Origin of the sequence: Pseudomonas sp. FP1740, assembly GCF_030687165.1 — a bacterium.
Lineage (GTDB): Bacteria > Pseudomonadota > Gammaproteobacteria > Pseudomonadales > Pseudomonadaceae > Aquipseudomonas.
The window spans coordinates 6,071,183-6,091,275 of the sequence record NZ_CP117461.1 but is presented as its reverse complement, the minus strand read 5'-3'; the positions used below and the strand labels follow the sequence as shown (position 1 = coordinate 6,091,275).

Sequence of the window (20,093 nt, the reverse complement as noted above, 5' to 3'; positions counted from 1 at the left end):
TGAGTCTGTCAGAAAAATACAAAACGTCTCGGGCAATTATGCACATGACGCAGAGGGACGGTGCACTGGATCTGCTCAAGTGGCTGGCGCTGTTGAGCATGGTGCTCGATCACCTGCGATATGTCGGTTATTCCCTCGATCTGTTGTATGTGCCGGGCAGATTGGCGTTCCCGTGGTTCTGTCTGGCGATGGCGGCGAACCTGGCGCGTGTCCGTACAGTGGCGACCGATGGCCAGTGGCGCTACCTCGGTTGGTTGTTGCTGTTTAGTGCCCTGAGCGAAATTCCCTATCGGATGTACATTCCTGATCACGACACCTTGAATGTATTGCCTACGCTGGGCATGGGGTTGCTGGTGGCCCGTGGCTGGCAGCACGGGCCAGTTCAGTCGCGTCTGTTGGCGGTCGTTGCCTTGGTGCTGGCGGCACTGTTCCCGCAGCGATTGATGTTCGGCTTTTTCGGCGTGCTGTTGCCACTGTCGATGTTGCTGGTGATCCAGCGGCCCTGGTATTTCGGCCTGTTGCCGGGGCTGGTGTGCCTGGCGGCCAATCAATGGCAAGTGCTGTACTCCGCTGCCTGGTTCGGCAGCGGTGCGGCGATTTTGGGTATTGTCGTTTGTCTGATTGCGCCGTTGTCGGGCCTGCTGCTATTGCGACATGCCCAAGGCATCCAGCCACCGCCGATGCGCCGCTGGGCCTACGCCCTCTATCCCGGGCATTTCCTCGTACTTCTGGCCTTGCGCCAACTCATCGCCTGACGCCCGTCCCCTGTGGCGAGGGGGCTTGCCCCCGTTGGGCTGCGAAGCGGCCCTAAACCCTCAGAGCGTGGTTTATCAGGCAAACCCCGTTTGTCGATTTTGCGACTGCTGCGCAGTCGAACGGGGGCAAGCCCCCTCGCCACAAGAGCCTTCCTGGCTCAGCCTTCTCGGCCCATGTCGTAAACGCACCTTTGCGTGGCGTCCATAGGCATTTGACCTGTCTGCGCCGGTCATACCATCGCTATCAAAGGGCACTGCCGAAATGCCAGTGCCTCACCGAGACGAAAGGCGCACCGCCGCCGCTGGGAGAGACGCGATGTTCAGCAAGCAAGACCAGATTCAGGGTTACGACGATGCACTGCTGGCGGCGATGAATGCCGAGGAGCAACGCCAGGAAGATCACATCGAGCTGATCGCGTCAGAGAACTACACCAGCAAGCGCGTGATGGAAGCGCAAGGCAGTGGCCTGACCAACAAATACGCCGAAGGCTATCCGGGCAAGCGCTACTACGGTGGCTGCGAGCACGTCGACAAGGTTGAAGCCCTGGCCATCGAACGCGCCAAGCAATTGTTCGGTGCCGATTACGCCAACGTGCAGCCGCACTCCGGTTCTTCGGCCAACAGCGCCGTTTACCTGGCCCTGCTGCAAGCCGGCGACACCATTCTGGGCATGAGCCTGGCCCACGGCGGTCACCTGACCCACGGCGCCAAAGTGTCGTCCTCGGGCAAGCTGTACAACGCTGTGCAGTACGGCATCGACACCAAAACCGGCTTGATTGACTACGATGAAGTCGAACGCCTGGCTGTTGAATGCAAGCCGAAGATGATCGTCGCCGGTTTCTCGGCCTACTCCAAGACCCTCGATTTCCCGCGTTTCCGCCAGATCGCTGACAAGGTCGGTGCCCTGCTGTTCGTCGACATGGCTCACGTCGCCGGTCTGGTCGCTGCTGGCCTGTACCCGAACCCGCTGCCTTACGCCGACGTAGTGACCACCACCACCCACAAGACCCTGCGCGGTCCACGTGGTGGCCTGATCCTGGCCAAGGCCAACGAAGAAATCGAGAAGAAGCTCAACGCGGCGGTATTCCCTGGTGCCCAGGGCGGCCCGTTGATGCACGTCATCGCCGGTAAAGCAGTGTGCTTCAAGGAAGCACTGGAGCCTGGCTTCAAGGCCTACCAGCAACAAGTGATCGACAACGCCAAGGCAATGGCCGGCGTATTTATCAAACGCGGCTACGATGTAGTGTCCGGCGGTACCGATAACCACCTGTTCCTGGTCAGCCTGATCCGTCAGGGCCTCACCGGTAAAGAGGCGGACGCAGCACTCGGTCGGGCCCACATCACCGTGAACAAGAACGCTGTCCCGAACGATCCACAGTCGCCGTTCGTGACCTCCGGCCTGCGTATCGGCACCCCGGCGGTGACCACTCGCGGCTTCAAGGTTACCCAGTGCGTTGAACTGGCTGGCTGGATCTGCGACATCCTCGACAACCTCGGCGACGCCGATGTCGAGGCCAATGTCGCGCAGCATGTGGCAGCCCTGTGCGCGGACTTCCCGGTTTATCGCTGAGCGCGGTTTTGGAGTAAATGACTATGCAACGCTATTCGGGCTTCGGCCTCTTCAAACACTCCCTCAGCCACCATGAAAACTGGCAGCGCATGTGGCGTACGCCGACCCCGAAAAAGGTCTATGACGTGGTCATCGTCGGCGGTGGCGGGCATGGTCTGGCGACCGCCTACTACCTGGCCAAGGAACACGGCATCACCAACGTGGCCGTGGTCGAGAAGGGCTGGCTGGGCGGCGGTAACACCGCGCGCAACACCACCATCGTGCGCTCCAACTACCTGTGGGACGAGTCGGCACACCTGTACGAACACGCGATGAAATTGTGGGAAGGCCTGTCCCAGGACCTGAACTACAACGTGATGTTCTCCCAGCGTGGCGTCTACAACCTGTGCCACACCCTGCAGGACATTCGTGATTCCGAGCGTCGGGTCAGCGCCAACCGCCTCAACGGCGTGGACGGCGAACTGCTTGATGCCAAGCAAGTGGCAGACGAGATCCCGTACCTCGACTGCTCCAAGAACACCCGCTACCCGGTGATGGGCGCAACCGTTCAGCGTCGCGGCGGCGTGGCCCGTCACGATGCCGTGGCGTGGGGCTTTGCCCGTGCCGCCGACGCCTTGGGCGTGGACCTGATCCAGCAGACCGAAGTGATCGGTTTCCGTAAGGAAAACGGTGTGTGCATCGGTGTTGAAACCAACAAGGGCTTCATCGGCGCCAAGCGCGTCGGCGTGGTGACTGCCGGTAACTCCGGGCACATGGCCAAACTCGCCGGTTTCCGCCTGCCGATCGAATCGCACCCGCTGCAAGCGCTGGTGTCCGAGCCGATCAAGCCGATTATCGACAGCGTGATCATGTCCAACGCCGTACACGGTTACATCAGCCAGTCCGACAAGGGCGACCTGGTGATCGGCGCCGGTATCGACGGCTACAACGGCTACGGCCAGCGTGGTTCGTACCCGGTGATCGAGCACACTATCCAGGCCATCGTCGAGATGTTCCCGGTGCTGTCGCGCGTACGCATGAACCGTCAGTGGGGCGGCATCGTCGACACCACGCCGGATGCGTGCCCGATCATCTCGAAGACTCCGGTACCGAACATGTTCTTCAACTGCGGTTGGGGCACCGGTGGCTTCAAGGCTACACCTGGCTCGGGCAACGTGTTTGCCGCCAGCCTGGCCAAGGGTGAAATGCACCCATTGGCTGCACCTTTCTCCATCGACCGCTTCCACAGCGGTGCGTTGATCGACGAACACGGCGCTGCAGCAGTCGCCCACTAACAGGAGAAATCCCTATGTTGCATATCTTCTGTCCTCACTGTGGCGAACTGCGCTCTGAAGAGGAATTCCATGCATCCGGCCAGGCGCACATCCCGCGTCCACTGGATCCGAACAGCTGCACCGACGAGGAGTGGGGCGACTACATGTTCTTCCGCGATAACCCTCGCGGTCTGCACCACGAACTGTGGGATCACGTCGCCGGTTGCCGTCAGTATTTCAACGTGACCCGTGACACCGTGACCTACGAAATTCTCGAAACCTACAAGATCGGCACCAAGCCGCAGTTCACCGACAAGACCGACAGCCCGAAAGCGGCCGCCACGGCTCTGGGAGAGAAGGTATGAGCCAGATCAATCGCCTGTCCAACGGCGGACGCATCGACCGCAACAAAGTGCTGAGCTTCACCTTCAACGGCCAGGTCTACAAAGGCTTTGAAGGCGACTCGCTGGCCGCAGCCTTGCTGGCCAACGGTGTCGATATCGTCGGCCGCAGCTTCAAGTATTCGCGCCCACGCGGCATCTTCGCCGCCGGTGCCGAAGAGCCGAACGCCGTGCTGCAGATCGGTGCGACCGAAGCCACGCAGATCCCGAACGTACGCGCCACGCAACAAGCGCTGTATCAAGGCCTGGTCGCCACCAGCACCAACGGCTGGCCAAGCGTGAACAACGACATGATGGGGATTCTCGGCAAGGTCGGCGGCAAGCTGATGCCACCGGGCTTCTACTACAAAACCTTCATGTACCCGCAATCGTTCTGGATGACTTACGAGAAGTACATTCGTAAGGCAGCCGGTCTTGGCCGTTCGCCGACCGAGAACGATCCGGACACCTACGACTACATGAACCAGCACTGCGACGTGCTGATCGTCGGCGCTGGCCCTGCGGGTCTGGCGGCTGCACTGGCGGCTGCCCGCAGCGGCGCCCGTGTGATCCTGGCCGATGAGCAGGAAGAGTTCGGCGGTAGCCTGCTCGACTCCCGCGAAAGCCTCGATGGCAAACCAGCTACCGAGTGGGTTGCCAGCGTCGTCGCCGAGCTGAAAAACACCCCTGACGTGCTGCTGTTGCCGCGCGCCACGGTCAACGGTTACCACGACCATAACTTTCTGACCATTCACGAGCGCCTCACCGATCACCTCGGCGACCGCGCCCCGATCGGCCAGGTGCGTCAGCGCATCCACCGGGTTCGCGCCAAGCGCGTGGTGTTGGCGACCGGCGCTCACGAGCGTCCACTGGTTTACGGCAACAACGACGTGCCGGGCAACATGCTCGCCGGCGCTGTGTCGACTTATGTACGTCGCTATGGCGTGGCACCGGGCAAGAAACTGGTGCTGTCGACCAACAACGACCACGCCTACCGCGTTGCCCTGGACTGGCTCGACGCCAGCCTGCAAGTGGTGGCCATCGCCGACGCCCGCAGCAACCCTCGCGGTGCGCTGGTGGAAGAAGCGCGCGCCAAAGGCATTCGCATCCTGACCGGCAGCGCCGTGATCGAGGCCCGTGGCAGCAAGCACGTGACCGCCGCTCGCGTTGCAGCGATTGATGTAAAAGCACACACTGTGACCAGCCCGGGCGAATGGCTCGATTGCGACCTGGTCGCCAGTTCCGGCGGCTACAGCCCGGTGGTTCACCTGGCTTCGCACCTGGGCGGCAAGCCGATCTGGCGTGAAGACATCCTCGGTTTCGTACCGGGCGAGGCACCGCAGAAACGCGTGTGCGTCGGTGGCATCAACGGGGTCTACAGCCTCGGCGATTCGTTGGCCGATGGTTTTGAAGGCGGTGCTCGCGCTGCCAGCGAAGCCGGTTTCGGCAAGGTCGAGGGCGTACTGCCCAAAGCCCTGAGCCGACTGGAAGAGCCGACCCTGGCGCTGTTCCAGGTGCCTCACGAAAAAGCCACTGCCCGTGCGCCGAAGCAATTCGTCGACCTGCAGAACGACGTCACCGCAGCCGCCATCGAACTGGCGACCCGCGAAGGCTTCGAGTCGGTCGAGCACGTCAAGCGCTACACCGCACTGGGCTTCGGCACCGATCAGGGCAAGCTCGGCAACGTCAACGGCCTGGCCATCGCCGCCCGTTCGCTGAACGTGACCATCCCGCAGATGGGCACCACTATGTTCCGCCCGAACTACACGCCGGTGACTTTCGGCGCCGTGGCCGGTCGTCACTGTGGGCACATCTTCGAGCCGGTTCGCTTCACCGCGCTGCATCACTGGCACGTGAAGAATGGCGCCGAGTTCGAAGACGTCGGTCAGTGGAAACGTCCTTGGTACTTCCCGAAAAACGGCGAAGACCTGCATGCCGCCGTAAAACGCGAATGCAAAGCCGTGCGCGACAGCGTCGGCCTGCTGGACGCTTCGACCCTGGGCAAGATCGACATCCAGGGCCCGGACTCCCGCGAGTTCCTCAACCGTATCTACACCAACGCCTGGACCAAGCTCGACGTGGGCAAGGCGCGCTACGGCCTGATGTGTAAAGAAGACGGCATGGTGTTCGACGACGGCGTGACTGCATGCCTGGCCGACAACCATTTCGTGATGACCACCACCACCGGCGGCGCTGCGCGCGTGCTGCAATGGCTGGAAATCTACCACCAGACCGAATGGCCAGACCTGAAGGTGTACTTCACTTCCGTGACGGATCACTGGGCAACCATGACCCTGTCCGGGCCGAACAGCCGAAAGCTGCTCAGCGAAGTCACCGACGCCGACCTGAGCAACGATGCCTTCCCGTTCATGACCTGGAAAGAAGCCCTGGTCGGTGGCGTGCCGGCGCGGATTTTCCGGATTTCGTTTACCGGTGAGCTGTCGTACGAAGTCAACGTGCAGGCCGACTATGCGATGGGCGTGCTGGAAAAAATTGTCGATGCTGGCAAGAAGTACAACCTGACGCCATATGGCACTGAAACCATGCACGTACTGCGGGCCGAGAAGGGCTTCATCATCGTCGGTCAGGACACTGACAGCTCGATGACCCCGGACGACCTGAACATGGGCTGGTGTGTCGGTCGCACCAAACCGTTCTCGTGGATCGGCTGGCGTGGCATGAACCGCGAAGACTGTGTGCGTGATCAGCGCAAACAGCTGGTTGGCCTGAAGCCGATCGATCCGACCAAATGGCTGCCGGAAGGTGCGCAACTGGTGTTCAACACCAAGCAAGCGATTCCGATGACCATGGTGGGTCACGTGACTTCCAGTTACTTGCACAACTCCCTGGGCTATTCGTTTGCCATGGGCGTGGTCAAGGGCGGCTTGAAGCGCATGGGTGAGCGGGTGTTCGCACCGCTGGCCGACGGCAGCGTGATCGAGGCGGAAATCGTTTCTTCGGTGTTCTTCGATCCGAAAGGCGATCGCCAGAACGTGTAATCGATCACCCCCCGCGCCAGGCGCGGGGGGCGACAAAGAATTCAGGACAGGTGCTTTATGACCGCAGCCAATGTTTACCAACAACGCCCAACCACTGGGGCCAAGGCCGAGTCGTCGCTGCATCACGCCGACCTCGCCAGCCTGGTGGGCAAGGGTCGCAAGAACGCCGGCGTGATCGTGCGTGAGAAAAAACTCCTCGGTCACCTGACTATCCGTGGCGATGGCCACGACGCCGCGTTCGCCGCTGGTGTGCACAAGGCCCTTGGCATCGAGTTGCCAGGTGCGCTGACCGTGATCATCAAAGGCGAAACCAGCCTGCAATGGATGGGGCCGGATGAATGGCTGCTGATCGTGCCGACCGGTGAAGAATTCGCCGCTGAGAAAAAACTCCGTGAAGCGCTGGGCGACCTGCACATCCAGATCGTCAACGTCAGCGGTGGCCAGCAGATCCTCGAACTCAGCGGCCCGAACGTGCGTCAGGTGCTGATGAAGTCCACCAGCTACGACGTGCACCCCAACAACTTCCCGGTGGGCAAGGCTGTTGGCACGGTGTTCGCCAAGTCGCAACTGGTGATCCGCCATACCGCCGAAGACACCTGGGAACTGCTGATTCGCCGCAGCTTCTCGGATTACTGGTGGTTGTGGTTGCAGGATGCGTCAGCTGAGTACGGGCTTAGCGTTCAGGCCTGACATGATCGTTCCCACGCTCTGCGTGGGAATGCATCCCGGGACGCTCCGCGTCCCAAAGCGGACGCAGAGCGTCCATGGCGGCGTTCCCACGCAGAGCGTGGGAACGATCAGTTTCGCTACAGGAGTCACCGCACTATGAGCCGCGCCCCAGACACATGGATTCTGACCGCCGACTGCCCAAGCGTCCTCGGCACCGTGGATGCGGTGACCCGCTTTCTGTTCGAGCAGGGCTGCTACGTCACCGAGCACCACTCCTTTGATGACCGGCTCTCAGGCCGTTTCTTCATCCGAGTGGAGTTTCGGCAACCCGACGCTTTCGACGAACAAGCCTTCCGCGCAGGCCTGGCGGAGCGTGGTGCCGCCTTCGGGATGGTCTTCGAGCTGACCCCGCCGAACTACCGGCCGAAAGTGGTGATCATGGTCTCCAAGGCCGATCACTGCCTCAACGACTTGCTCTACCGCCAGCGCATCGGCCAGTTGTCGATGGACGTGGTCGCGGTGGTCTCCAACCACCCGGACCTCAAGCCGTTGGCCGACTGGCACCAGATTCCGTACTACCATTTTCCGCTGGACCCCAACGACAAACCATCGCAAGAGCGCCAGGTCTGGCAGGTGATCGAAGAGGCCGGCGCCGAGCTGGTGATTCTTGCCCGCTACATGCAGGTTCTGTCGCCAGAGCTGTGCCGCAAACTCGACGGCAAGGCGATCAACATTCACCACTCCCTGCTGCCGGGCTTCAAGGGCGCCAAGCCGTATCACCAGGCCTACAACAAAGGCGTGAAACTGGTCGGCGCCACGGCGCATTACATCAACAACGATCTGGATGAAGGTCCGATCATCGCCCAGGGCGTGGAAGCCGTGGATCACAGCCACTATCCCGAAGACTTGATCGCCAAGGGGCGCGATATCGAAGGGCTGACGTTGGCGCGGGCCGTGGGTTATCACATTGAAAGACGCGTGTTCCTTAACGCTAACAGGACAGTTGTTCTCTAGCGTTTTTACTGCCTGAAAAGATCGCCTGTCTCTGTAGACGCTGCCGAAGGCGGCGATCTTTTGATTTATCGAGCAATCAACGCGCCGCCGCTTCCTGGCGACGCGACCGCTACATAAAAACAACAGCGAGGTGAAAGCATGTCTGGTAATCGTGGTGTGGTATATCTCGGCGCAGGCAAGGTCGAAGTACAGAAAATCGACTATCCCAAAATGCAGGACCCGCGCGGCAGGAAGATCGAGCACGGTGTCATCCTGCGCGTAGTTTCCACCAACATCTGTGGTTCCGATCAGCACATGGTGCGCGGGCGTACCACCGCTCAGACCGGTCTGGTGCTGGGCCACGAGATCACGGGTGAAGTGATCGAGAAGGGCAGCGGTGTCGAGAACCTGCAGATCGGCGACTTGGTGTCGGTACCTTTCAACGTTGCCTGTGGCCGTTGCCGTTCGTGCAAAGAGCAACATACTGGCGTCTGCCTGAGCGTTAACCCGGCGCGTCCGGGCGGTGCCTATGGCTATGTCGACATGGGTGACTGGACCGGTGGCCAGGCCGAATACGCGTTTGTGCCGTATGCCGACTTCAACCTGCTGAAACTTCCAGATCGCGACCGGGCCATGGAAAAAATCCGCGACCTGACCTGTCTCTCCGACATCCTGCCTACCGGTTACCACGGCGCAGTGACTGCCGGCGTTGGCCCTGGCAGCACCGTGTACGTCGCCGGCGCCGGCCCGGTTGGCCTGGCAGCTGCCGCTTCCGCTCGCCTGCTGGGTGCTGCGGTGGTGATCATCGGTGACGTCAACCCGATCCGCCTGGCCCATGCCAAGGCTCAGGGTTTCGAAATCGCCGACCTGTCGACAGACACCCCGCTGCACGAACAAATCGCTGCACTGTTGGGCGAGCCAGAAGTGGACTGTGCCGTCGATGCCGTAGGCTTCGAAGCTCGCGGTCACGGCCATGCCGGCGTGAAACACGAGGCTCCAGCCACCGTACTCAACTCACTGATGGGTGTGGTTCGCGTCGCTGGCAAAATCGGTATTCCTGGCCTGTACGTTACCGAAGATCCGGGTGCAGTGGATGCTGCCGCGAAAATGGGCAGCCTGAGCATCCGCTTCGGCTTGGGCTGGGCCAAATCCCACAGCTTCCACACCGGCCAGACGCCAGTGATGAAGTACAACCGCCAGCTGATGCAGGCGATCATGTGGGACCGCATCAAGATTGCCGACATCGTCGGCGTGGAAGTCATCAGCCTGGATGATGCGCCACGGGGTTACGGCGAGTTCGATGCCGGCGTGCCGAAGAAGTTTGTGATCGATCCGCACAAGTTGTTTAGTGCGGCGTAAGGCCTGGAGCAAGACGGAAAAAAGGGCGACAGTGATGTCGCCCTTTTTTATGGCGAGTGGCACGTAATTGCTCAGAGAAAATGAGCAATCATCAATGGACCTCGAACAGTGATCTGATTTGTTCCATGCCGTAGACGTCGCTTTCCAGTTGACCTCATTGTCCAGAACTCAGACGCAGCCGGTTCGATCATACCGTTCATCGGTTGCGTCCCGGGAGGCACGTTTTATAGACGCTACCTGGGGATAAATGCCCACGCAAACGAGGAACATGCTGGCGTACATCCGGTCCAATCAGCAGTTTTGCCGCCCCCCCGTTACCGGGCGGTTTTCATGGCACAAGAGGATGTCTGGATGAACGTTTCACGCGGTTTTGCATTGGCATCGCTCATGGCTGTCGCTTCGTTGACGACGCTGGCCGCCAGCCCGGCCTTTGCACAGTTAAGCCTCAGCGATGCGGTCAAGGCGGTGTCATCGATGCAGGACGACGAGGATGTCGAGGGGGTCGAGGCCGATGATGTCGATGGCATCGTGGCGGCGGCGCCCAAGGCGGCCGGTTTACTCAATACCCTGGGCTCGCAGCTCGATATCACCCCGGAACAGGCCATCGGTGGCGCCGGTGCGATGCTGGGGCTGGCGCGGAATCAGCTCAGCAGCCAGGACTTCTCCGAACTGAGCAAAACCGTGCCGGGCCTCGCTCAGATCGCCGGCAACAGCGCGATCAGTGGGCTGACTGGCTTGGGTGGGCTACTTGGTGCGGGTTCAGACAAGAATGCGTTGCTCGATGGCTTGCTGGGTAACGTCAAGGACACCAAGGACCTGAACAACGCCTTCAGCGCTTTGGGCATGGACACCGGGATGGTCGGCGTGTTTGCCCCGGTGATCCTGCAATACCTCGGTCAGCAAGGCGTTGCCGGTTCGCTGTTGCAAAACCTCGGCGGGATCTGGGGTACCGGCGCCGGTAGCTGAGTCAGCCCTTGGCGCGTAGCGCCTGGATGCGCCGGTCCTTCTCGATCCAGAGCTGGTTGACCCAGTTCTGGATTGTTTCGCGAAACACCGGATCGTTTTCGTAATCGCCTTGCCACAGCGCCGGGTCCAGTTCGCGGGTGTGAATGTCGATGATCACCTTGGGCACGTTGCCACTGAGCAAATCCCAGAAGCCCGGAATCTTCTGCTGCGGATACACCACCGTCACATCGAGAATGGCGTCCAGCTGTTCGCCCATCGCCGCCAGCACAAACGCCACTCCGCCCGCCTTGGGCTTGAGCAGGTGGGTGAACGGTGACTGTTGTTGGGCGCTTTTTGCCGCGGTGTAGCGGGTGCCTTCCAGGTAGTTGACCACCGTCACTGGCTGGCGCTTGTACAACTCACAGGCTTGTTTGGTGATCTCCAGGTCCTTGCCGGCCAGCTCCGGGTGCTTCTTCAGGAACGCCTTGCTGTAGCGCTTCATGAACGGATAGTCCAACGCCCACCAGGCTAGGCCCAGGAACGGCACCCAGATCAGTTCTTTCTTGAGGAAGAATTTGAAGAACGGCGTGCGCCGATTCAGTGCCTGGATCAGCGCCGGGATATCGACCCAGGACTGATGGTTACTGATTACCAGATACGAGGTGTCGCCGCGCAGCTCATCGCCGCCGCGAATGTCCCATTGAGTAGGAATGCACAGGCGGAAGATCAGCTTATCGATTTCAGCCCAGGTTTCGGCAATCCACATCACCGCCCACGAGGCGTAATCGCGAAAGCGCCCCGGCAGGAGCAGTTTGAGCAGCGCGAACACCATCAAGGGCCCGAACAGGACCAGGGTGTTGAGCAATAGCAGCAGGGTAACGAAACAGCCGGTGAGCAGGCGGCGCATAGGTAACTCTTGAAAGCGTGTGGGCGCGCCATGATAAGCAGCTTCGGTTGGCAGGCCAAATCGGTGGTGACGAATGTTTCACCTATTCGGCGGTATGCTTTAGCGAATTCGAACCCGCCAGGCTGTTGTGGTGATTGATCTGGCCTATTCGCGGGCAAGCCCGCGAAGCAATCTCAAGAACGAACGAATTCACAGGCAACGGTCTAAAATTCCGCTGCCCACTCTCCAAGGAAGCCCCTTACGTGAAATCTCTCCTTGCACTGCTTGCCCTCGTGGCCCTGCCGGTCCTGGCCGCCGAGCCGACCCTGTACGGTCGTTACGAATACATCGCGCTACCGGAAATCGGCGGCGAAGTCCTCAAGGCCAAAATGGACACCGGCGCCCTGACCGCGTCGCTGTCGGCCAAAGACATCGAAACCTTCACCCGCGACGGCGACGAGTGGGTGCGCTTTCGCCTCGCCACCAAAGGCGCGAGCAACAAGGTCTATGAACACAAGATCGCGCGGATCAGCAAGATCAAGACCCGTTCCGAAGAAGACGACGATGACAAGGAAGTGACCGCGCCCACCAAACGCCCAGTGGTCGATCTGGAACTGTGCCTGGGCAACGTCAAGCGCACCGTCGAGGTCAACCTCACCGACCGCAGCGGCTTTAACTACCCGTTGCTGATCGGCGCCAAAGCCCTGCGTGAGTTCGGCGCGGCAGTGAACCCGGCGCGTCGCTTTACAGCCGACAAACCCGACTGCTGATTGACGGCGAATCAGCCTTGGGGCACCGTTCGTCCACTTAACCAGCGGGCTCGGACGCCATGCCTCATATCCTGATTGTTGAAGACGAAGCGGCGATTGCCGACACCCTGATTTTCGCCTTGCAGGGCGAGGGCTTCACCACCACCTGGTTGAGCCTTGGCGCGGCGGCGCTCGAACATCAGCGCGCCATCCCGGCCGACCTGATCATTCTCGATATCGGCCTGCCGGATATCAGCGGCTTCGAGACCTGCAAGCAGTTGCGGCGTTTCAGCGAAGTACCGGTGATGTTCCTCAGTGCCCGTGACGCCGAGATCGACCGCGTGGTGGGCCTGGAAATCGGCGCCGACGACTACGTGGTCAAGCCGTTCAGCCCCCGGGAAGTGGCGGCGCGGGTCCGGGCGATTCTCAAGCGCATGGCGCCACGACCGGTGGTGGAGGTGGCGGAGGTGGCTTCAGCGCTGTTTCGCATCGACGGCGATCGGGTGCAGATCAGCTATCGCAACCAGCCGCTGAGCCTGACTCGCCATGAGTTTCGTTTGCTGCAATGCCTGCTGGAACAACCGGAGCGAGTCTTCAGCCGCGAGCAATTGCTCGATGCGCTGGGGGTGGCCGCCGATGCCGGTTACGAGCGCAGCATCGACAGTCACATCAAGAGCGTGCGCGCCAAATTGCGCCTGGTGAAGGCCGACGCCGAGCCGATCCAGACTCATCGCGGCCTCGGCTACAGCTACAGCCCGGGGCACAGCTGATGTCACTGGGGATCCGGATTTTTCTGGTCTACGTGCTGTTCATCGGCCTGACCGGTTACTTCGTGCTCAACACCGTGATGGAAGAAATCCGCCCCGGTGTGCGCCAGTCCACCGAAGAAACCCTGGTGGACACCGCCAACCTGATGGCCGAGATCCTGCGCGACGACTTCAAGGCCGGCACCCTCAGCCAGAACCGCTGGCCCGAGTTGCTCAAGGCTTATGGCGAGCGGCAACCGAAGGCGAAAATCTGGGGCCTGTCGAAGAATCAGGTCAACCACCGCATTTACGTCACCGATGCCAAGGGCATTGTGGTGCTGGATTCCAGCGGAATCGCGGTGGGCCAGGACTACTCACGCTGGAACGACGTCTACCTGACCCTGCGTGGCGAGTACGGCGCGCGCTCGACGCGCAGCAATCCGGATGATTCGAACTCATCGGTAATGCATGTCGGGGCGCCGATTCGTGACAACGGCCAGATTATCGGCGTGGTGACGGTGGCCAAGCCCAACAGCTCGTTGCAGCCTTACGTCGATCGCACCGAGCGGCGATTGCTGGCTTATGGCGCCGGATTGATTGGCCTTGGTTTGCTCTTCGGTGCGCTGTTGTCGTGGTGGCTGAGCGCGGCGCTGCGGCGGTTGACGGCCTATGCCCAGGCCGTCAGTGAAGGCCGCCGGGTCGAGGTGCCGCATTACCGCGGCGGCGAACTGGAACAACTGGCCACGGCGCTGGAGCACATGCGTACCCAACTCGAGGGCAAAGCCTACGTCGAGCGTTATGTGCACACCCTGACCCATGAATTGAAAAGCCCGCTGGCGGCGATTCGTGGCGCGGCGGAGCTGCTGCAAGGCGAAATGCCGCCAGCCCAGCAGCAGCGCTTCGTCAGTAACATCGACAGCGAAAGTGCGCGCATGCAGCAGTTGATCGAGCGACTGTTGAACCTGGCGCAGGTTGAGCAACGCCAAGGGTTGGAGGAGCGGGTGGTGGTGCCGTTGGCGGGCTTGGTGGAAGAACTGTTGAACGCGCAGGCTGCACGAATCGAAGGCAAGCAATTGCGTGTGGAACGGCAAATTGCGGCGGATCTGAATCTGCTTGGCGAGCCGTTCCTATTGCGCCAGGCGCTGGGCAATCTGCTGGAGAATGCCTTGGACTTCACCCCAGCGAACGGCGTGCTGCGATTGTGTGCCGAACGAGTCGGTGAGCAGATCGAGTTCAGGCTGTTCAACCAGGCCGAAGCGATTCCCGACTATGCGTTGCCACGCTTGAGCGAGCGCTTCTACTCACTGCCGCGTCCGGACAGTGGACGCAAGAGCACCGGTTTGGGGCTCAACTTCGTTGAGGAAGTGGTCAAGTTGCATGGTGGTGTGATGAGTATCGGCAACGTCGACGGCGGTGTTCAAGTGCGTTTGCGGTTGCCTTCAAGCCGCTGAAGATCGCAGCCTTCGGCAGCTCCTGCGCCGAGCGCAAATTCCACACACTCTCCACATTCCTCCCACAAAACCCCCACATACCCAATCCAGACTTTCCCCATCCAAACAGGGAGAGTCCCATGAACCGAAGCCTGACCCTAAAACTCGGGGCAATTGCCCTGCTGATTCTGTTGCTGCTGATCCCGCTGCTGATGATCAACGGCGTGATCCAGGACCGCCAGCAACTGCGCGACGGTGTGCTCGAAGACATCGCCCGCAGCTCCAGCTACAGTCAGCAGCTGAGCGGCCCGCTGATGGTGGTGCCCTATCGCAAAACGGTGCGCACCTGGAAAACCAACGAAAAAACCAACCAGCGTTATCAGGAGGTCGGCGAGGAGCGCGGGCGCTTGTATTTCCTGCCGGAGCGTTTTGAACTCGACGGCCAGGTCCAGACCGAACTGCGCGCCCGGGGCATCTACGAGGCGCGGCTGTTCCATGCCGACAACCGCATCAGTGGGCATTTTTCGGTCCCGGCGCAACTGGGCATCAAGGAAGACTTCGCCGATTACCGCTTCGATCAGCCGTTCCTGGCCGTTGGCATCAGCGACATTCGCGGCATCGAGAATGCGCTGAAACTCGAACTCAATGGCCAGAAGCTGGATTTTGTACCGGGTAGCCAGGTCGGCTGGCTGGGCGAGGGTGTGCATGTGACGTTGCCGGCACTGGACACCCAACAGGCCACGGAACTGGCCTTTGGTTTCGACTTGCGTCTGCAAGGCACCGGCCAGTTACAAGTTCTGCCGGTGGGCAAGACCAGCAAGGTTTCACTGGCCGCCAATTGGCCTCACCCCAGCTTCATCGGCAATTACCTGCCGGCCCAGCGGGAAATCACCGATCAGGGCTTTACCGCCAACTGGCAGACCTCGTTTTTCTCCACCAACCTGCAAGAAGCGTTGAACAGTTGCGTGTCGGGCGGTCATTGCGAGGCGTTCAGCGGTCGCAGTTTCGGCGTGAGTTTCATCGACCCGGTGGACCAGTACCTGAAAAGCGACCGGGCAATCAAATATGCATTGCTGTTCATCGTCCTGACCTTCGCCGGTTTCTTCCTGTTCGAAGTGCTGAAAAGCCTGGCGGTGCACCCGGTGCAGTACGCCTTGGTGGGTGTAGCGCTGGCGTTCTTCTACCTGTTGCTGTTGTCGCTGTCCGAACACATCGGCTTTGCCCTGGCGTATCTGGTGTCGGCGAGTAGCTGTGTGGCGTTGATCGGTTTTTATGTCTGCCATGTGCTGCGCAGCGTGCGTCACGGTTTGAGCTTTTCGGCGGGGTTAGCGGCGTTATACGGGCTGCTTTACGGCTTGTTGAGCGCCGAGGATTACGCGCTGTTGATGGGCTCGCTGCTGTTGTTCGGTCTGCTGGGTGTGTTCATGGTGCTGACCCGCAAGCTGGACTGGTACGGAATCGGGCAGAAAACCGCGAAGCCCTTGGACTTTGATATAGGTGCCGTGGAATGAGCCGGTGGTTGGGGTTGCGCGAGGATCAGCGAGTGGGTGAGGTGTTGGCGACGCGGATTTGCCAGTTATTTCCGTCAGATCCGGTGTGGTGCCATCGCGAGCAGGCTCGCTCCCACATTGGAACTCAGTTGCGCACCTATGGTGTGAACAACACAAATCCCCTGTGGGAGCGAGCCGGCTTGCGATGAGGCCGGTACAGCCAGCGAAGATTTAAGCCTTGGGCATCGTCGCGATCATCGAAGGCCGTTGACTCACTTCGAAATACCACGCTGCCAACTTTGGATTCTCTTTGCGCCATTCCAGATCCGGATGGCGCAAATCCAGATAACCCAAGGCACAGGCCACACTGATTGCCGCCACATCGAAATGGCTGGTCAGCTCGGCAATCGCATCGGCCTCCAACAGCGCCAGGGCGCGACGAATCTTGTCGCGCTGACTGTCGAGCCATGCGTCCCAATGTTTCTCCGGTGAGCGCAGGGCCACTTCATAGCGAATCATCACGGCGGCATCCATGATCCCGTCTGCCAGAGAAGCCAGGGTCAAGCGCCGCCAGCGCGCCGAGCCTTCACGAGGAATCAGCGGATTGCCGACGTGCTGGTGATCGAGGTAATCGAGGATCACCCGGCTGTCGTACAACACATTGCCGTCGGCCAGGCGCAGCGCCGGAATCTTGCCCAGCGGGTTGTCTTTGTTGAGAGCCGGATCCGGGCTGACCGGCGTGAGCTGGCAGGCCTGCAGCGCCACGCGGTTCGTTTGACCGGTCTCGTGCAACAGCACCATGACTTTGCGAACAAAGGGCGAGGCGGGGTTGTGGAACAAGGTCATGCTGGGGGCGGACATGGCGGCATCTCGATCATGGGCAGTGTCGGGAGCATAGCGCTTTGGTGTTTGAGCTCAAGCTCGTTCCCACAGGTTTTGTACCGTTCGCCGATGTCGCAAGCGACACAAAGCCTGTAGGAGCGAGGCTTACCCGCGAAGGCATCAGCCACAGCCACCGCAGATTCAGAACGAAGGCGCTTGCCGCCGCCGCTTCCACTGACTCAGCCGCTGCTGCAGGTTCAACGGGCTATGAATCTGCTGCTGCCGCGCCCGGCTGAACAAAATCAGCATCAGCTCCGCCGTCGCCAAGGCATCGGCGCTGGCGTTATGCCGTTCGAAGACTTCCAGCTTGAACCAGTCGATCCACTCATCCAGCCCGGCCTCGCGAAAATGCGCCTGGGGGCAAAGCAGCGGGGCGATGTCTGCCACATCCAGAAAGGGATGCTGCAACTTGTAACCCAGATGTTCTTTCAGCGCGCGCCCGAGCATGTGCTGGTCGAACGGCGCATGAAACGCCAGCACCGGACTGTCGCCGACAAACTCCATGAACTCGAGCAAGGCCTGCGCCGGGTCGCTGCCCGCGGCAATGGCGCTCGGGCCTAGCCCATGAATCAACACGCTGGGGCCGAGTTTGAGTTCAGTGCATTGCAGCGTGCGCTCGAACTGCTGGCTGAAGTCGATCGCGCCGTCCTCGATCACCACGGCTCCGATGGACAGCAGCCGATCCTTGTTCAGGTTCAGCCCGGTGGTTTCCAGGTCGAGCACCACCCAGCGTTGCTCGCGCAGGCTGCAGTCGCTCAGCTGGGCCATGGCCGGCAAGCGCTCCAGGCGGTGTTGCAGTTCGCCGGGCAAAACGGGACTGGCCGGGCGCAGCCATGAAAACAGGCTCATAACTGATACCGCAGGGTCAGGCTGCTTTGCAGGCGTTGGGCCTGGCGCAGGGATTCACGCAGGATGCGTCGGTCCAGATGATTGAGGCTGTCGGGATCGACCCGGTTGGAGTAGGGCAAGTTCTCTCGGGTCTGTAGCTGATGTTGCTGCATGCGGGTTTGCTGGATGAAGTGGTACGCCTCTTCATAGGCCGCGCCGTCCAGCTGATCGATGACCTCTTTTTCCACCAATTGGCGAAAGCGCTCCAGGGTGTTGTTGGCATCGATGCCGTGGGCCAGGGCCAGCACTCGCGCGCCGTCGACGAAGGGGGTCAGGCCCTGGAGTTTCAAGTCGAGGGTGGCTTTCTCGCCATTCTTGCGCGCCAGGACGAATTCGCGGAAACGTCCTACGGGTGGACGGTTGCGCAGGGCGTTCTCGGCCATCATGCGCTGGAACAACCGGTTGTCGCCGACCTGATCGAGAATGCCCCGGCGCAGTTGCTCACAGCCTCGCTCATCGCCCCAGACCACGCGCAGATCGAAATAGATACTCGACCCCAACAGGTTTTCCGGTGTCGCCTCGCGGATAAACGCCGCAAAGCGTCGCGCCCATTCGACCCGGGACAAACACAGCTCGGGGTTGCCGGCCATGATGTTGCCTTTGCACAAGGTAAAGCCGCACAGCGCCAGGCTCTGATTGACCTGCTGGGCGATGGGCAGCAACTTGCCGCGAATCTCGGCGGCGTGGGCCGCATCGCGAGCTTCGAACAGAATGCCGTTGTCCTGATCAGTGTGCAGCGTCTGTTCGCGGCGGCCTTCACTGCCGAAACACAGCCAACTGAATGGCACGCCGGGGTCACCTTTCTCCGCGATGGCCAGTTCGATCACCCGGCAGACGGTGTGGTCGTTGAGCAGGGTGATGATATGGGTGATCTGCGTCGAGGACGCGCCGTGGGCCAGCATCCGCTCGACCAATTGGCCGATTTCGCCGCGGATCGCCACCAGGTTTTCCACCCGCTGGGCGCTGCGGATGGTCCGCGCCAGGTGCACCAGATCGACCCTTTGCAGGGAAAACAGGTCACGCTCCGAGACCACGCCGCACAGGCGCTGATCCTTGACCAGGCAGACGTGGGCGATGTGTCGTTCAGTCATCGCGATCGCCGCGTCGAAGGCACTGTGGTCCGGCGTCAGGTAAAACGGTGCCGGGGTCATGTGCCGCTCGATGGATTCATTGAAATCGCTGGTGCCGTTGGCCACCACATGCCGCAAGTCGCGCAGGGTGAAAATGCCCAGCGGCGCCTTTTGTTCATCGACCACCACAATGCTGCCGACTTGCTGATCGTGCATCAGCGTCACCGCTTCACGCAGGGGTGTGATCGGGCTGCAGGTAACCGGGTGACGCATGGCCAATTCGCCCAGCCGGGTATTGAGCGAATACTGGGTGCCGAGGGTTTCCACGGCTTTTTGCTGGACTTGCTGATTGACCTGGTCCAGCAAGCTGCTGACACCACGTAGGGCAAAGTCGCGGAACGGATTGGACAGTGCGAACAGTTTGATGAACGCGAGCTTGTTCAGCTGTAGGCAAAAGGTATCTTCGGCCGCCAGATGTTCGGTGCGGGTTGCACGTTCGCCCAGCAGCGCGGCAAGGGGGAAACACTCGCCGGTGGTGATTTCGAAGGTTGTTTCGGTGCCGCCCTTGGCCGTATGCGGTCGCTCGCCGACGACCCGGCCCTGTTTGACGATGTAGAAATGTTCAATGGGGCCATCGGCGGGTTTGATGATGCTCTCGCCGGGGGCATAAAAACGCAGCTGGCATTGCTCCACCAGATAGGCCAGGTGGGCGTTTTCCATCTGATTGAAGGGTGGGAAGCGCTGCAGGAATTGCAAAGTGCCCTGGATGTTCTGCAATACCGCGGTTTTCCCTGCCTGGGTGAAGGCGTCCGCTTTACTCATAACCATTACCGCAGTCTTTTTCTGATTGTTGTGTCGGATCGTTGTTTCAGATCGTTCCAGGCATGGTCGACCCCTGCGGGCAGGGTGCCCATTGGACGTAAGTCTAGGTAGGCAGTGCAGCGGCCGGAATATGGGAAATGTCTGACACAACGGTGGGAAAAACCTCCTACATTGTCTATTGGAAAAGTTTCCGACGAAGTGCACATT

At 60.7% G+C, this 20,093-nt stretch carries 17 protein-coding genes; 13 read left to right on the top strand and 4 right to left on the bottom strand.

Annotated features, from left to right (window positions below; all coding sequences use genetic code 11):
- Nucleotides 1–38: 38 nt before the first annotated feature.
- The 9 genes from PSH69_RS27450 (at nt 39) to PSH69_RS27410 (ending at nt 10,944) form a co-directional block, all read left to right on the top strand.
- A complete protein-coding gene (locus PSH69_RS27450) occupies nt 39–755 on the top strand; it encodes a TraX family protein (RefSeq protein WP_305412881.1) in 717 nt (238 codons plus the stop codon).
- Between the two features lie 316 nt (nt 756–1,071).
- The gene (gene glyA, locus PSH69_RS27445) at nt 1,072–2,325 is read left to right on the top strand and encodes a serine hydroxymethyltransferase (RefSeq protein WP_018928796.1); all 1,254 of its coding nucleotides are present in this window, start codon (nt 1,072–1,074) and stop codon (nt 2,323–2,325) included.
- A gap of 23 nt (nt 2,326–2,348) precedes the next feature.
- On the top strand, nt 2,349–3,599 hold the full coding sequence (locus PSH69_RS27440; protein WP_007936415.1) for a sarcosine oxidase subunit beta: 1,251 nt from the start codon (nt 2,349–2,351) through the stop codon (nt 3,597–3,599).
- Nucleotides 3,600–3,613: 14 nt separating this feature from the next.
- On the top strand, nt 3,614–3,943 hold the full coding sequence (locus PSH69_RS27435) for a sarcosine oxidase subunit delta (protein WP_007907563.1): 330 nt from the start codon (nt 3,614–3,616) through the stop codon (nt 3,941–3,943).
- Nucleotides 3,940–6,957, top strand: coding sequence for a sarcosine oxidase subunit alpha (locus PSH69_RS27430; protein ID WP_305410346.1), 3,018 nt, complete (start codon nt 3,940–3,942; stop codon nt 6,955–6,957). Before PSH69_RS27435 ends, PSH69_RS27430 begins: the two co-directional genes overlap by 4 nt.
- 57 nt (nt 6,958–7,014) lie before the next feature.
- Nucleotides 7,015–7,647, top strand: a complete 633-nt coding sequence (locus tag PSH69_RS27425; RefSeq protein WP_305410345.1) for a sarcosine oxidase subunit gamma — start codon at nt 7,015–7,017, stop codon at nt 7,645–7,647.
- 135 nt (nt 7,648–7,782) lie between these two features.
- Nucleotides 7,783–8,640 carry a formyltetrahydrofolate deformylase gene (gene purU, locus PSH69_RS27420; protein ID WP_018928799.1) on the top strand — a complete coding sequence of 286 codons (858 nt, stop codon included), beginning with the start codon at nt 7,783–7,785 and terminating at the stop codon, nt 8,638–8,640.
- Between the two features lie 138 nt (nt 8,641–8,778).
- Nucleotides 8,779–9,978 carry a formaldehyde dehydrogenase, glutathione-independent gene (fdhA, locus tag PSH69_RS27415; RefSeq protein ID WP_019580688.1) on the top strand — a complete coding sequence of 400 codons (1,200 nt, stop codon included), beginning with the start codon at nt 8,779–8,781 and terminating at the stop codon, nt 9,976–9,978.
- A gap of 351 nt (nt 9,979–10,329) precedes the next feature.
- Complete coding sequence (locus PSH69_RS27410) at nt 10,330–10,944, top strand: DUF2780 domain-containing protein (RefSeq protein WP_305410344.1); 615 nt, start codon at nt 10,330–10,332, stop codon at nt 10,942–10,944.
- Nucleotide 10,945: 1 nt separating this feature from the next.
- On the opposite strand, the gene PSH69_RS27405 is transcribed toward PSH69_RS27410, so the two are convergent.
- Nucleotides 10,946–11,830 (bottom strand): acyltransferase, encoded by an 885-nt coding sequence (locus tag PSH69_RS27405; protein ID WP_305410343.1) that lies wholly within the window; start codon nt 11,828–11,830, stop codon nt 10,946–10,948.
- Nucleotides 11,831–12,072: 242 nt separating this feature from the next.
- On the opposite strand from PSH69_RS27405, the gene PSH69_RS27400 reads away from it, so the two are divergent.
- From PSH69_RS27400 to creD, 4 genes are all read left to right on the top strand, one after another.
- Nucleotides 12,073–12,579, top strand: a complete 507-nt coding sequence (locus tag PSH69_RS27400) for an ATP-dependent zinc protease (protein ID WP_305410342.1) — start codon at nt 12,073–12,075, stop codon at nt 12,577–12,579.
- A gap of 59 nt (nt 12,580–12,638) precedes the next feature.
- Nucleotides 12,639–13,328 (top strand): two-component system response regulator CreB, encoded by a 690-nt coding sequence (gene creB / locus PSH69_RS27395; RefSeq protein WP_305410341.1) that lies wholly within the window; start codon nt 12,639–12,641, stop codon nt 13,326–13,328.
- Nucleotides 13,328–14,755 (top strand): two-component system sensor histidine kinase CreC, encoded by a 1,428-nt coding sequence (creC, locus tag PSH69_RS27390; RefSeq protein WP_305410340.1) that lies wholly within the window; start codon nt 13,328–13,330, stop codon nt 14,753–14,755. Before creB ends, creC begins: the two co-directional genes overlap by 1 nt.
- A 119-nt stretch (nt 14,756–14,874) precedes the next feature.
- A complete protein-coding gene (gene creD / locus PSH69_RS27385; RefSeq protein ID WP_305410339.1) occupies nt 14,875–16,245 on the top strand; it encodes a cell envelope integrity protein CreD in 1,371 nt (456 codons plus the stop codon).
- Nucleotides 16,246–16,455: 210 nt separating this feature from the next.
- Here the strand turns inward: creD and PSH69_RS27380 are convergent, their stop codons facing one another.
- The 3 genes from PSH69_RS27380 to PSH69_RS27370 all read right to left on the bottom strand — a co-directional run bounded on the left by PSH69_RS27380 (nt 16,456) and on the right by PSH69_RS27370 (nt 19,892).
- Nucleotides 16,456–17,085 carry a glutathione S-transferase gene (locus PSH69_RS27380; RefSeq protein WP_305410338.1) on the bottom strand — a complete coding sequence of 210 codons (630 nt, stop codon included), beginning with the start codon at nt 17,083–17,085 and terminating at the stop codon, nt 16,456–16,458.
- A 162-nt stretch (nt 17,086–17,247) separates the two neighbouring features.
- Nucleotides 17,248–17,955, bottom strand: coding sequence for a PolC-type DNA polymerase III (locus PSH69_RS27375; RefSeq protein ID WP_305410337.1), 708 nt, complete (start codon nt 17,953–17,955; stop codon nt 17,248–17,250).
- Complete coding sequence (locus PSH69_RS27370; protein WP_305410336.1) at nt 17,952–19,892, bottom strand: putative nucleotidyltransferase substrate binding domain-containing protein; 1,941 nt, start codon at nt 19,890–19,892, stop codon at nt 17,952–17,954. Before PSH69_RS27370 ends, PSH69_RS27375 begins: the two co-directional genes overlap by 4 nt.
- Nucleotides 19,893–20,093: the final 201 nt, after the last annotated feature.